The organism is Bombilactobacillus bombi (assembly GCF_003522965.1).
In the GTDB taxonomy this organism is placed as follows: domain Bacteria; phylum Bacillota; class Bacilli; order Lactobacillales; family Lactobacillaceae; genus Bombilactobacillus; species Bombilactobacillus bombi.
In genome coordinates, this window is sequence record NZ_CP031513.1 from 1,276,539 (window position 1) to 1,290,331 (window position 13,793).

Genomic DNA, 13,793 nt, shown 5'->3' on the forward strand with positions numbered 1-13,793 from the left:
GATAAAATTAATTTTACCAGATACCAATAATTTTCATCCAGAAGGTTCCTAGAACTCCCCATACAAACAAATAGAAGAAAGCTAAAATAAAGTTATACTTCCACCAGCTACTTTGATCAACATAACCTGTACCAAAAAGAACAGACGCTGGGCCGTTAGCATAATGCGTCGTAGAAGAAAAGATTGCTCCTGTAAATCCTAACAACATCGCAGCTAAAACTGGAGGTGCACCAGCAGAAATTGCTACACCTAATAAAGCCCCGTACATCGCGGAAACATGAGCTGTTCCACTAGCAAATAAATAGTGACTGTAAAAGTAAAAAATTACTAAAATAGCCAAAACAATACCCCAACTGACACCATTTAAGGCACCACCAATAGATTTTGATAACCAGGGAATAAAACCTAATTTATTTAATTCATTAGCCATAAAAATTAAAATCGAAAACCAAACTAAGGTATTCCAAGCACCTGTTTCTTGAAGAATATCCTTAACTGTTAAAACACCACAAATTAATAAGACAGATACTGCCATAAAGGCTACTAATGAGGCTTCCATATTGATAAAACTGGATAGCATCCACAAAATCAAGGCCATAATAAATACTGCAGCCATAATCTTTTCTGGAAAAGTAACTTTACCAAGTTTAGCTAATTCCGTTTCAGCCCATTCTTTAGCATTTGGGGTGTCTTTAATTTCTGGAGGATACATTTTGTAAATTAACCATGGAACAACAATCAAACTGATCAATCCAGGCAACAAAGCAGCCATGAACCAACTCATCCAAGATAGATTAACATGTAAACTCTTAGCTAAAGCAACTGCTACTAAGTTAGGAGCCATTGCAGTCATGAACATCCCACTAGTAATTAAATCACCGTGATATTCAGCAAAAACCAAGAAAGAACCAATTTTACGTTCGGTACCATCACCTACCTTAGATCCATAAGTTTCGGCTAAAGATTGAATAATGGGATAAACAATTCCCCCTGCACGTGCTGTATTACTGGGCGTTGCTGGTGAAGTTAATAAATCAACTCCAATTAAAGAATATGCTAATCCTAAAGTCTTTTTACCGAATAAACGAACAAAGTGTAATGCTACACGCCGTCCAAGACCAGTATTAATAAAGCCCCGGGACATAAAATAAGCCATCGCAATCATCCATACTGTTCCGTTACCAAAACTAGACATAGCGACATCCATAGGAACAATCCCTAATAAAACGGTAAGCGTAATGCCAATAATTGCTACACCAGCAATGGGTAAGGGCTGTGTAATACAACCAATAATTGTGGCTACAAAAATTGCCAGAATATGCCATGCTGCAGGTGTTACTCCCACTGGACACCAAGGGGTAGTAAACCAAATAAGCAAGCCAATTACTAGCGGCCAGATAAATTTAGAATATTTAACTTTATTCAGTTTCATGAGATTTCTCCTTCTCTCGATTTAAATCTGTTCTAAAATTGCTGCTAGTTGGGTGGCTGAAATTTTCATTTTTTTCAGCTCATCTTGGGATAATGGGGTTGCAATAACTTGAGCAATACCTTCATTATTAATGATTGCAGGTGAACCCAAATACATATCATATAGTCCATACTCACCATTTAGAGGAGCTGATATCGGCACAACTAAATTTTGATTATCTAAAATTGCTTGACAAATTTGAGCTAAGCAACGTGCTACTCCATAAAAAGTCGCACCCTTGTTTTGAATAATATAACCGCCCTTACTACGTACTTGTTGCTCTAATTCTTCTTTATCAGTCTCAGCTAAGGTTATTAATTCAGCTAATGGTCGACCTAAAACAGTCGTTTCTTCAAAATTAACAAAAGAACTGTCACCATGTTCACCTAGTACGTAGCTATTAATATCATTAACAGCAACATTTAATTTTTGAGCTAATGCGACTTTTAAACGAGCTGTATCTAAAGAAGTTCCAGTTCCAATCACTTTATTCTTCGGAAATCCAGATAACTTTTGTGTTAAGGTGGTCAGAATATCCACAGGATTACTAGAAACTACAAAACAGCCTTGAAACCCACTTGCAACAATGGGTTCGACAATTGATTTTAAAATCTGGTAATTTTTTTGTACTAAATCCAGCCGACTTTCTCCAGGTTTGCGTGGAACTCCGGCTGTTATCACAACAATAGCTGCATCTTGAGCATCAGAATATTCTCCAGCCGATATTTTAGTGTTACTTTCAAAGGGAATAATATCTTCTAAATCAGCTACATCTCCGTTAACATGATCTTTTTTGAGATCAGTAATAACTAATTCATCTACTTGACAATTTTGCAATAAAGAAAAAGCAAACGATGATCCTACCGCACCGTCACCTACTAATAATACTTTGCGTTGATTAATCTTCATTACTTATCCCCTTTTTGCAGATATTTGAAAACTTGTTGTCCTGCTTGCCGCCCAAAAATAATGGTTTCAGCGATTGAATTGCCACCGATACGGTTATTACCATGTAGCCCACCTGCTACTTCACCTGCAGCATATAGGCCAGGAATTACTTCGCCCTTTTGACTCATTACTTGAGTGTTAGCATTAATTGCAATTCCGCCCATTGTATAATGCACTGCTGGCGCAATGTGAATTGAATAATATGGTGCTTGTGTTAATTGCCGCTCCATTCCAGTACTTCGCTGATATTCGTTATCTTGGTGCTTTTGAACAGCTTGATTCCAAGTTTGAATGGTCTGCTCCAAGATATCGGCCGCAAAATTATTTTGTTGAGCTAAATCAACTAAGCTTTGGCCAGTTTTTACTAAGCCGATGTGATCATAAAACTCAATAGCTTTCACACGTTCACGTACACTTTGGTCAAAAATTAAAGTAGCACCATTTTCTTTCAAATTATTAATAGCAGCAGTAACGTTTTTACGTGTATCTAATTCATTAACAAATCGTTCACCGTTTTTATTAACTAAAATGGCTCCTTCGCCACGCACCGCTTCTCCGATTAAATATGGATGTTCACCATCTTGTTGAACCGTTGGGTGAACCTGAATTTGATCCATATCTACTAGTTGAGCTCCTATAGCTGCGGCTAATTCAATACCATCCCCCACAGCTCCTGGTTGGTTAGTAGTCTTTAAATCAGCTAAATCAGGGCGATATTTTTTAATTAATTTTTGACCAGCACCAAATCCACCTGTAGCTAAAATGACTGCTGGCGCCAAAATGGTTTTACTTTGCCCATCAATTTGTGCTTGAACCCCTTTAACATGCCCATCTTCTTGTAATATTTGCGTCACTTTTATATCGGTAAATAATGGTAAGTGCGCTTGATCTATTTGTTTGAGCAATTCAGTCACTAAAAATCCACCGATAGGAGCCATCGAAGCTGGACGATGGGTCCGCATTACCTTCATGCCGCCAGTAATTGTCAAATCATCTAAATGAATATCATGAGCTGCCAACCAATCAATAGCCAACGCGCTATGTTCTGTAAAATAATGTAATAAAGCGGGATTATTTTGTTGACCGCCACCTTGATAAACATCATCATAAAAATCTTGATAGCTATCAACTATCTGATGATTTAACTGCACCATAGTTTCTGCAGCATTCATTCCTGACGAAGCTTTCGTAGTATTGCCACCAATTTTGGGCATTTTTTCTAAGATTACTGGTTTTAATCCTAGTTCATGTGCTTGCAAAGCACTAGTTAAACCAGTTCCACCTGAACCAATAATGATTACATCATATTGCTCTTGGAGTTGTTCTTTTGCAGTTGCTTGAAAAATAAATTTTTCTGTCATGTTTTACCTCTTAGTTTTGATCGATATTTGTCATATTGATTGGCACAACCCATTTATCAAATTGCTCGGAAGTTACTTTGCCTGATTTGACAGCAGCTTCTTTTAGTGTGGTTCCAGCTTTTTGAGCCTGTTGAGCAATCTTAGCACTATCATGATAACCAATATGTGGTGATAAAGCAGTAACCGTCATTAGAGATTTATCAACTAATTCTTGCATTCGTTCTTCATTGACCGTCATGCCGGAAATCATCTTATCGGCAAAGCCCATCATTGTTCCACTCAATAATTGAGCTGATTCTAAAAAGGCATCAATTAAAACTGGCTTATAAACATTCATTTCAAAGTTGCCTTGGCTCGAAGCTAAATCCACTACCACATCGTTACCCATAACTCGAACAGCAGCCATAGTAATTGCTTCTGCTTGGGTCGGATTAACTTTTCCAGGCATAATTGAAGATCCTGGTTCATTAGCTGGAATATTCAATTCATTATAGCCAGCACGCGGACCGCTGCCTAAGAATCGCACATCATTAGCAATTTTCATTAAATCAGCAGCCAAAGTTTTCATTGCTCCATGGACAACATTCAAGCCTGAATGTGCTGCCAAACCATAAAATTTATTAGTCTTGGCAGTAAATTCAATATCGTATAATTGACTCATTTTATCGGCAATTAAGTCAGCAAAATGAGGAGCAGCATTTAAACCAGTACCAACAGCAGTTCCTCCCATTGCTAATTCATTCAAAGTAGGAGCTAGCTGTTGCAAATAACTCAAATCATGTTCAATCATGCTGACCCAGCCACTCACTTCTTGCCCAAAAGTCAACGGAGTTGCATCTTGTAAATGAGTACGACCAATTTTTACTACATGCCAATATTGTTCTTGTTTCTTTTTTAATTCGGCAATTAAATGTTGTGCTGCTTTTTCTAAATCACGGACTGCTACAGCTGCAGTAATATTCATTGCAGTTGGAAAAATATCATTAGAACTTTGACCATGATTAACATCATCATTAGGTAAAATTTCTAAATCAGAATTAATTTGACCGGCCATATGAGCCACTACTTCATTGACATTCATATTAGTTTGCGTTCCTGACCCAGTTTGATAAACAACCAATGGAAAGTCCTTGCGCAATTGGTCATCGTTTAAAGCTAATAATTGATCAATAGCTTCGACAATTAAATCTGCTTTTTCTGCAGCAATTGCTTTTTCATTTTTGTTAGCAATTGCGGCTGCTTTTTTAATTTGTAACAAAACTTTGATAATTTCTAAAGGCATTTTACTGCCTGTTTGAAAGTTATTACGACTACGTTCAGTTTGGGCACCCCATAATGCGGTATCCGGAATCTTAACTGGTCCTAAAGTATCCTCTTCAATACGATATTCTGCCATGATTACAACCTCCAGATGATTTTATATTATGCAATCGTTACCATTTGATTGCCAATTTAAATATATTATTCACAATAGTTTATAGTCAAACTTTGTGAAAGCAATAACTTTTATTTATAAACGTGTAATAAGCCTAATGTTTGTTAAAATTAAAACAGATAGCATTGTATTTGAGAATTTATTTTTATTGTGGAGGTTATTTTGATGAAATATACAATTTATATGTTGCGCCATGGACAAACCTGGTTTAACCGTTACAACAAAATGCAGGGTTGGTCGGATAGTCCCCTAACTCCTGCTGGTGAAGAAGTGGCTCGCCAAGCTGCCCAAAGGCTAAGCAATGTTGCGTTTGCAGCAGCTTTTTCTTCCGATGCTCGTCGAGCGATTGATACCTGCAAAATTATTACAGACGCTAATATTAATAAAGAACATTTGCATCCTACCAAGTTGATTAATTTTCGAGAGCAATTTTACGGTTATTTTGAAGGTATGAATTCCACTGAAGCTTGGTATATGACTTTAAAACCTCATGGACTAACTAGTTTTCAAGAAGCATCTAAAAAAGTTGGATTAGATAAAGCTAAAGATTATATGAAAGCTGCTGATCCCTTCCATGACGCTGAAAATGCTGCCGAATATTGGGAACGCATCAATACGGGGTTTGAATATTTAGATGGTATCGCTCATGAAAATGATAAAATTTTATTGGTCAGCCACGGAACTACAATTCAATCAATATCAATGAAATACGGTGATGGCACTTTTGTAGTCAATGCTGGGCCCGCTAACTCTAGCTTAACTACTGTTGTTCGAAATCAAGGTCAAACAATTGTAACTGATTACGCTCGAAAACTGGTTGACTAGAAATAGCTATGAATAGAATTCAAAAAAGTTATTACAACTTAGGAACTTTGATTAATCTCACACTCTTTGGCAATCCAGATTTACAAGAATTGGAGCAGTCCCACAATTTAATTGCTCATTATGAAGATTTATTCACCGTTAATCGTTCTCACTCGGAAGTAATGCAAATCAACCAAGCTGCCGGTCAACATCCTGTTGTTGTTAGTGATGCAGTTTACAGTTTGGTCAAACAAGCGATTTTATTAAGTCAAGAAAATTTTGGATTTAATGCTTTAATTGGACCATTAGTTAAACTATGGAAAATTGGTTTTGACGATGCCCAAGTACCATCTGAATCGCAAATCTCACAATGCTTACAACTAATTAATCCCTGGGATTGTGAACTGGATGATGATAAATTAACTGTTTATTTAAAAAGGGCTAACATGCAATTAGATTTAGGAGCAATCGCTAAAGGATATATTGCCGATCGTATTCATGACTATTGGCAAGCCTTAGGAAAACTCGCTGGAATAATTGATCTGGGTGGCAACTTATTATTAATGGGTAATTCTCCACTTCATGATAATCAACAGTGGTCAATTGGTATCCAAAGTCCACAATCCCAACACAGAAAGTCGATTGCAGCTATTAACTGGGGCCCTTGCTCAGTAGTAACTAGTGGTATTTATGAACGGTATCTAGAAACTGCTAACAGTTATTATCATCATATTTTGAATCCCAAAACTGGTAAGCCCCTTAATAATAATCTAGCAAGTGTTACTATTTTTTCGAAACATTCAATTGATGGTGAAATCGAAACAGGGAGGCTTTTCTTTGCTGGAGGGCCTTTAGTGGGGTGGGCCAACAAACGATCAGATATCTACGGAGCTGTTTTTGTTACTAAAGACAAAAAAATCATCCTGCAAAAGCTCCCACAAACTGCAGTCACTCTACTGGATGATCATTATGAACTTACTAATTCCAAAAAAGAATTTGGCTTTTAAAGCTGAATTCTTTTTTTAGCCTTTACCTTCGGCAAATGAAGGATATAAAGTCATTCCTCCATCCACAAAAATAGTAGCACCTGTCACATAACTAGATTCTTGTGAAGCTAACCAAGCAGCGGCAGCAGCTACTTCTTTTGGCTTACCAATTCTAGCCATTGGAATTAAATCAATCGTATCTTGTTTATTAGCTTCATCAGCAAATTTTTCGGCATTGATTGGAGTATCAATTGCGCCAGGAGCAATAGCGTTAATGCGAATATTGCGTTTGGCATATTCCATTGCAACAGTTTGCGTAAACAGTTTGCTGCCGCCTTTAGAAACAGCATAACTGGTAAATCCTGGCCAAGGTATTTGTTCATGAACTGAAGAAACATTAATTACATTACCTACTTGATCTTGCTGCAGAAAATGACGAATTGCTGCCATTGATCCTAAAAACAACCCATTTAAGTTAATATCAATCACTTTTTGCCAATCACTCAAGGATACTTTCTCAGTAGGTGCATAACTTTCTACTCCAGCATTATTCACCCAAACATCAAGACGGCCAAATTCCTGCAGAGCTGTCTGTAATAAGTTATGTACATCTGATTCTTGTGAGACATCCCCTTGTACTGCTACTGCTTGCCCACCATGTGCCTTTATTTTATCTACTACTGTCTGTGCTTCTTCACGATTAGAATGATAATTAATTACCACCTTCATGCCTTCTTGTGCTAAGCGTTCCCCAATTGCCCGTCCAATACCACGTGAGCCGCCAGTGACAACTACTACTTGTTTGTTTAAATCTTGATACATTATCATCGCTTCTTTCAGTTTATCTTAATCAATGGCTAAACGTTTTATAACTTCACTATAGTTAGGATACAAGTGTAAAAGCGTTGCCTTTTTCAAAAGTTCAAAATCCCTGTAATCGAATCCTGGAGATACCACACAACTAACTAAACCAAATGCATCATGCATTGATACTTCAGAAGCAAAAATTGTATTTTTAGGTACAGCAAATTGAAATTGCTCTCCATTTTTAATGTCTTTTCCTAATTTAACTTGATAGTAATTCCCCTCGGGTGCAATACAGTGAATAGTAACTGGAGACCCATCGTGAAAATACCAAATTTCATCATGGTTTAATCGGTGAAAGTGAGAACAATTTTTATCATCTAATAAAAAATAAATAGAAGTATAATAATAACGTTGATCTTGGCTAATACTATCTAAAAATTTCATCCCACTAGTATATACTTGGCGATACCAGCCTCCTTCTTGATGTGGTTCTAATTCCAATGCTGAAATATAATCTTGTTTGTTCATACACATGGCTTCCTTGTTTTAATATTAACTACATTTTAATTTTTAAAGTTTCAATGCCATTTGTCAACTATTCTTTTAAAGAATTATTTTACGAATAACTAAAAAATGCTGAGTTCATTAAACCCAGCATTTTTATATATTATCTATGAAAATGATTAATATAATCTATAAAGTCATTAAAACAGTTTTGCAATTTTTGATCTTCTACTTTTTCTGTCAAGTTCCCTAACTTATCAAAAGCCTTGGCAGTATTACCTAATAAGAATTCATTCCCAGGCAAAACATATGCATCAATTTCTGGGCAAACTAAAATCTGTCGTAATTGCAGTTGAGCTCTGGAAGCACCCTGTGTTCCATAAGAAGCTCCCACTACCATTACCGGTTTAGCTTTAAAGGGATGAACCTTATAAGACATCCATTCCAATAAACTCTTGAGTGCCGCTGGAATTGCATGATCATACTCCGGTGTACTAATAATTATACCGTCAGCTGCTGTAATTTTCTTTTCAATATCTACTAATTCAGAATAATTATTTAAATCATCGTCCTCACAAAAAGCTGGTAATTCCGTTAATTCACAAATTTCAATTTCTGCTTGTTTAGAAAATTTCTTTTGGATATATTTTAATAAAATGCGATTATAAGAAAAATCCGCATTTGTTCCAACGATTGCAAATAGCTTCATTTAATTTGCTCCTTTATTCTACTTTGCTTAAAGCATCTTTAACTGCTTCTTTGAGGGCAGCACTAGTTCTTGTTGCACCTGATATAGCATCCACATTATAGGTGTTTTTAGTAACCATTGTTTTTGGTAGAGTTTCTAAAGCTTCTTTGCTAACATCTTGGCTTTCACTTTGCTTTAAAACTTCGACATTTTCGAGTTTTTTATTATTATCCAAAGTGATCCGAACGACAATTTCGTCTCCCATGCCAGCATTACTTTTACCTAAATATTGATTACTAGCTGTTACAAATGATTCTTCCTTTTGTAAGTCACTGCCTAAATTATTAGTAGTTACTTGCATAGCTGGTTGTACCATCGTAGCAGTATTTGTTGGCGTTTGAATATCTACTTTTACTTGAGCTGCATTTTGTCCTGCAATTTTTCCCGATATCAAACAATCAGCAAGATTACCACCACCAGCATATTGATTGGCGAAAGGAGCCCCTAATTCACCTGCTTCATATAAGTGAGCGATTGGTTGACCGTTTGGATTCAAAACTTGGCAGCGTGAATTTCTTCTAGCTCCACCTTGGGTATTCAACATATTCTGCCGCATCAAAATAGCATAATAAGGCCCATTTTCACTAAAACTTGTTAATGTTTTAGGCTCTCTTTGATATGCATAATCTTTGCCTTTCTGAGCAAAATAATTAAAGTCGGTAATGGTTTGCTGCAAATTATCGGCATTAGTCCCAATTTTATTAGCTAACTCAGCTAAGTTATTGGCTTTAATAGCAAATTTCAAAATATCTGGATAACCATTGAGATTATCATTATCAGCTTGAATTTTGTCATATTGTTTTTGATCAAAAATAACAGCTGGATGTTCTTGTGACAATGGTATCCGCCAGAAACCATGATTATAAATATGTCCATGACGATTAATGTCGTCTTCCTTAAAATAACGAGTACCATCATCGCCAATCGTAATAATACTGCCTGTGAATAAAATTGGCCAAAAAATATTCGTCGCATATTTACTACGCACGCCTTTAGGTTGCTTTGGCGATAAACCATGGAGCTGTCCTAATGATTCATAACTACGCATATGCCATAAATCAGCACCAACTTCTAAAGCCATCTTAATACCCGCGCCTTTATTATAAGTTGTCCCAATTGGTGATAGATATGGTTCTTGCAGATAGTCTTCAATCATTTGTTGATTATTTTCAAAACCTCCAGTAGCTAAAACCACACCATTTTGCGCTTGAATATTTCGCACTACGTGTTCATGTTCAACTTGTACACCAATAATTGTTTTTGTTTGTAAATCTTGAATTAAATGAAGTGCTGGTGAATTAAACCAAACATCAATTTTATCGGCACTCTCAACCACCTTTTGTCGTAAGATTTTCCATAAGGCAGCATCCGCAATTCCTTCATGAACAACAGTCATATCTGCACTATGTACACCTGAAAATTCGGGATATTCTTCAGTAACTGCGCTTAAATCGCTTTCAATCCATTGTTTACGAATACTAAATGGCTCAACATCTAGATACTTTTTAACATAGTTATTCATATCCACTAAACCTTCTACAAAGGTGTTGAGAACATCATCGTCAATTCCAATTGGTTCAGCCATTTGCTTATAATAAGATTTCAGATTATCAAAATTATCTCCCGAAGCAATTAATTGGTGCGAAACTTTAGTATTTCCGCCTTCCGAACCTTCTGGAGCGGCATCTACTAGTAAAACCTTGGCACCTTCATCAGCAGCAAAACGAGCAGCTGTCGCGCCAGCACCACCAAATCCTAAAACTACAACATCATAATTAGCATCCCACTGGATTTTAGGACTAGAAGCAAAAACAGACTGGGTAAGAGCTTGAACTGTTTTTTCTTGATCTGGTATTGTTTTTGTTTTTTGGTCAATTAACTTATTTGAATTAATAAATTTAATGAATTCACTAATACATTGCTCTAAAAAAGAAACTGTTTTTTCATTTTTAATATTACCTTCACTATCAAAAGCAGTCTTTGCATTACCTAATAAAAACTCATTTCCTGGCAAAACACGCGGGTTTACACCTGGTGAATCTAAAATCTGTCGCAAATGCACCTGAGCACGGCTGGAACCTTGAGGATGATAGGAAGCACCGACAATCATCAATGACTTATTAGCTAAGGGATGTATTCGATATGATAACCACTCGATTACGCTTTTTAATGGTGATGGTACAGAGTGATTATGTTCAGGAGTACTAATAATAACCCCATCAGCCGCAGCAATCTTTTCGGCTAAAACTGTTATACTTTCAGGATCAGCTGCAGGGTGATTCTCATTAAACAGAGGAATATCCTTAATTTCGCAGATTTCTAATGCAAATTGATTAGCAAAATGTTTTTGAATATATTGTAACAACATGCGATTATATGATTGCCTAGCATTAGTGCCTACAATTCCCACAATTTTCAAAATGTTAAATCCTCCTTGATTTTTTTACAAATATTAACAAATTTTATTATAACTCCTTGAAAAGAATTTGTGAATGGTATAATTTTAACAAAGTCAATCTTATGTCTTTCAAAATTATTTTTATTATTAAGCAAGAAAAAAGGCTAGAACAATGAATGTTCTAACCTTGATAAGTAACAACTATATCTAAGCTAACTTTTTGTCGATATGATTACCTAATACAGATAAGCTGAAGCAGACAATAAAATATAAAACTGCTAGGGCAGCAAACATTGGCAAAATATAGTTAGCATTTTGCCCGTAAATAACCTGAGCATGTTGCATTAATTCTGGTACTACAATGATAGTAGCTAAAGAAGTATCCTTAATTAAAGAAACAAATTGACTAATCATTGCTGGAATCATCTTTTTGTAAGCCTGTGGTAAAATAATATGCCACAAAGACTGCAAAAAAGTCATTCCCACTGAACGCGCTCCTTCGGTTTGGCCAATATCTACTGCATTTAAACCAGAGCGAACAATCTCGGCAATCATGGAAGACTCAAAAATCGTCATGGCCATAATTGCAGCTGGAATTGTTTCGGGTTTAAATCCAAAATTAGGCAGTCCAAAATAAGTAAAGAAAATGATTAGTAATAGAGGTAAATTACGAATCAAATCAATTACAAAACCAAAAATTGCTGAAACATATTTAATTTTAGAATAGCGAATAATGCCTAAAATAGAACCAAAAATAAAACTTAAGACTACGGAGATTACGGAAATATAAACGGTCACTCCAAGCCCCATTAATAAGAAACGGATATTCATCCATGAATAAGCTTGAATCCAATTTTGCAATGTTGACACCTCCTAGGCAAGCTTTTTTTCCAAATGACGCATATAGTAGCTGAGCGGCATTGTGACAATCAAATACATAATACCTACGACAAAGTAACTATTAATCGTATCAAAAGTTGCCGAGGCAATCGAATTAGCTTGATACATTAAATCAAAACCAGCTACAAACGCTAACACAGACGAATTTTTCACTAGATTAATAAACTGATTACCTAGTGGAGGAATAACAATCTTAAAAGCCTGCGGCAAAATAATTTGTCGCATTGCTTGTCCATAAGTCATACCGACTGAACGTGCACCTTCCATTTGACCCGGATCAACTGATTGAATTCCAGAACGAATAGTTTCTGCAATAAAGGCTGAAGTGTACAATGTTAATCCAATTGTTCCCGCAGTAAAACCATTAATCTTCACAAAATAAAGTGGAATAACTAAATAAAAAAACATAGTAATAACTAATAATGGAATATTACGAAAAACTTCAACATAAGTGCGCCCTATCACTCGTGCTACTTTGTTTGGTAAAACTTCCATAATGGCAAATACTGATCCAATAATCAGGCTAAAAAACAGCGCCAAAACACTTGATAAAACTGTCCAGCCCAAACCAACTAATAACTGCTGGCCATAATGAGTAATAATATTAATCATTTGCGATACAACTCCTTATAGTTAAATCCTGGAACACCGCCAAACCATTTTTTAATTAGCTGATTATATTCGCCGCTCCGTTGCATTTCATCAATTGCTTTGTTTAAAGCTTTAGTGAAATCTTTTTGATTTTTATTAACCGCAACACCATAAGGTTCCTTAGTGAAAGTCCCACCAACAACTTTATAACCTGGATTTTGCACTGCTAAACCATATAAAATGCCATTATCAGTTGTTAAAGCTTCTCCTTGACCAGATTTCAACGCATTCATTGCTTGCGCATAATCTTGCAATTCAATAACTCGTGCTTTAGGTGAGGCCTTTTTTATGTTTTGTACTGAATTAGCCCCAACAACCCCAATGACTGTATGCCCGTTCAAATGATGAGCATCTTTGATTGGAGAATTATTAGGTACTAATAGTGATTGCCCCGCATCAAAATAAGATTTAGAAAAATCTAAAACTTTTTGTCTTTCAGGGGTGATAGTCATCGTTGCCACTACTGCATCAACATTGCCATTTTTGAGTAAGGGCGTCCGGGACTGCGATGTTACAGTTACAAATACGGCTTTCCCTTTTGGTCCCAAAATATGTTTAGTCAGATGCTTAGCCACATCAACATCAAATCCTTTTTGTTGACCATCACGGACATCAATCAGTCCAAACAAACTGACATCGCCTTTAACACCCCAAGTAATTGTATTAGTTTGGCGCGCATTTTCTAGTACTGACTGTTGTGACAAACTCTTACCGCATCCAGCCAATAAAAAAACACTTATTAGTAGAGAGAAAAGCAAATATTTTCTTTTCATAACTAAT

Annotated in this window: 13 protein-coding genes; 2 read left to right on the forward strand and 11 right to left on the reverse strand. The window is 36.1% G+C overall.

The features are described from left to right. Positions 1 to 13: 13 nt before the first annotated feature. From DS830_RS06340 to DS830_RS06355, 4 genes are read right to left on the reverse strand one after another with little or no spacing between them, the layout of a single operon-like run. On the reverse strand, positions 14 to 1,432 hold the full coding sequence (locus DS830_RS06340; protein WP_118908693.1) for an anion permease: 1,419 nt from the start codon (positions 1,430 to 1,432) through the stop codon (positions 14 to 16). Between the two features lie 21 nt (positions 1,433 to 1,453). Next, the gene (locus DS830_RS06345) at positions 1,454 to 2,380 is read right to left on the reverse strand and encodes an L-lactate dehydrogenase (RefSeq protein WP_118908694.1); all 927 of its coding nucleotides are present in this window, start codon (positions 2,378 to 2,380) and stop codon (positions 1,454 to 1,456) included. Next, positions 2,380 to 3,780, reverse strand: coding sequence for a flavocytochrome c (locus DS830_RS06350; RefSeq protein WP_118908695.1), 1,401 nt, complete (start codon positions 3,778 to 3,780; stop codon positions 2,380 to 2,382). Before DS830_RS06350 ends, DS830_RS06345 begins: the two co-directional genes overlap by 1 nt. 10 nt (positions 3,781 to 3,790) lie before the next feature. Further along, on the reverse strand, positions 3,791 to 5,176 hold the full coding sequence (locus tag DS830_RS06355; protein WP_118908696.1) for a class II fumarate hydratase: 1,386 nt from the start codon (positions 5,174 to 5,176) through the stop codon (positions 3,791 to 3,793). Between the two features lie 204 nt (positions 5,177 to 5,380). On the opposite strand from DS830_RS06355, the gene DS830_RS06360 reads away from it, so the two are divergent. Then, positions 5,381 to 6,040 carry a histidine phosphatase family protein gene (locus DS830_RS06360; protein ID WP_338024773.1) on the forward strand — a complete coding sequence of 220 codons (660 nt, stop codon included), beginning with the start codon at positions 5,381 to 5,383 and terminating at the stop codon, positions 6,038 to 6,040. 8 nt (positions 6,041 to 6,048) lie between these two features. Further along, positions 6,049 to 7,026, forward strand: coding sequence for an FAD:protein FMN transferase (locus tag DS830_RS06365; RefSeq protein ID WP_118908698.1), 978 nt, complete (start codon positions 6,049 to 6,051; stop codon positions 7,024 to 7,026). A gap of 15 nt (positions 7,027 to 7,041) precedes the next feature. On the opposite strand, the gene DS830_RS06370 is transcribed toward DS830_RS06365, so the two are convergent. The 7 genes from DS830_RS06370 to DS830_RS06400 form a co-directional block, all read right to left on the reverse strand. Continuing rightward, positions 7,042 to 7,827: a glucose-1-dehydrogenase gene (locus tag DS830_RS06370; RefSeq protein ID WP_118908699.1), complete on the reverse strand. Its 786-nt coding sequence runs from the start codon at positions 7,825 to 7,827 to the stop codon at positions 7,042 to 7,044. Between the two features lie 24 nt (positions 7,828 to 7,851). Next, the gene (locus DS830_RS06375) at positions 7,852 to 8,340 is read right to left on the reverse strand and encodes a cupin domain-containing protein (RefSeq protein WP_205526774.1); all 489 of its coding nucleotides are present in this window, start codon (positions 8,338 to 8,340) and stop codon (positions 7,852 to 7,854) included. Between the two features lie 139 nt (positions 8,341 to 8,479). Then, complete coding sequence (locus tag DS830_RS06380) at positions 8,480 to 9,025, reverse strand: NADPH-dependent FMN reductase (protein ID WP_118908700.1); 546 nt, start codon at positions 9,023 to 9,025, stop codon at positions 8,480 to 8,482. Between the two features lie 13 nt (positions 9,026 to 9,038). Continuing rightward, a complete protein-coding gene (locus tag DS830_RS06385; RefSeq protein WP_118908701.1) occupies positions 9,039 to 11,483 on the reverse strand; it encodes an FAD-dependent oxidoreductase in 2,445 nt (814 codons plus the stop codon). 186 nt (positions 11,484 to 11,669) lie between these two features. Continuing rightward, positions 11,670 to 12,323 carry an amino acid ABC transporter permease gene (locus DS830_RS06390; protein WP_118900542.1) on the reverse strand — a complete coding sequence of 218 codons (654 nt, stop codon included), beginning with the start codon at positions 12,321 to 12,323 and terminating at the stop codon, positions 11,670 to 11,672. Between the two features lie 12 nt (positions 12,324 to 12,335). Beyond that, positions 12,336 to 12,974, reverse strand: coding sequence for an amino acid ABC transporter permease (locus DS830_RS06395; RefSeq protein ID WP_118900540.1), 639 nt, complete (start codon positions 12,972 to 12,974; stop codon positions 12,336 to 12,338). Then, a complete protein-coding gene (locus tag DS830_RS06400) occupies positions 12,971 to 13,786 on the reverse strand; it encodes a glutamate ABC transporter substrate-binding protein (RefSeq protein WP_118900538.1) in 816 nt (271 codons plus the stop codon). The genes DS830_RS06395 and DS830_RS06400 overlap by 4 nt, the downstream gene beginning before the upstream one ends. Positions 13,787 to 13,793: the final 7 nt, after the last annotated feature.

Excerpts from the sequence above, each read along its gene's own strand:
- DS830_RS06380 (WP_118908700.1), bottom strand. The coding sequence starts at position 9,025 with ATGAAGCTATTTGCAATCGTTGGAACAAATGCGGATTTTTCTTATAAT.
- DS830_RS06355 (WP_118908696.1), bottom strand. The coding sequence starts at position 5,176 with ATGGCAGAATATCGTATTGAAGAGGATACTTTAGGACCAGTTAAGATT.
- DS830_RS06400 (WP_118900538.1), bottom strand. The coding sequence starts at position 13,786 with ATGAAAAGAAAATATTTGCTTTTCTCTCTACTAATAAGTGTTTTTTTA.
- DS830_RS06340 (WP_118908693.1), bottom strand. The coding sequence starts at position 1,432 with ATGAAACTGAATAAAGTTAAATATTCTAAATTTATCTGGCCGCTAGTA.
- DS830_RS06395 (WP_118900540.1), bottom strand. The coding sequence starts at position 12,974 with ATGATTAATATTATTACTCATTATGGCCAGCAGTTATTAGTTGGTTTG.
- DS830_RS06345 (WP_118908694.1), bottom strand. The coding sequence starts at position 2,380 with ATGAAGATTAATCAACGCAAAGTATTATTAGTAGGTGACGGTGCGGTA.
- DS830_RS06365 (WP_118908698.1), top strand. The coding sequence starts at position 6,049 with ATGAATAGAATTCAAAAAAGTTATTACAACTTAGGAACTTTGATTAAT.
- DS830_RS06350 (WP_118908695.1), bottom strand. The coding sequence starts at position 3,780 with ATGACAGAAAAATTTATTTTTCAAGCAACTGCAAAAGAACAACTCCAA.
- DS830_RS06375 (WP_205526774.1), bottom strand. The coding sequence starts at position 8,340 with ATGAACAAACAAGATTATATTTCAGCATTGGAATTAGAACCACATCAA.
- DS830_RS06370 (WP_118908699.1), bottom strand. The coding sequence starts at position 7,827 with ATGTATCAAGATTTAAACAAACAAGTAGTAGTTGTCACTGGCGGCTCA.
- DS830_RS06360 (WP_338024773.1), top strand. The coding sequence starts at position 5,381 with ATGAAATATACAATTTATATGTTGCGCCATGGACAAACCTGGTTTAAC.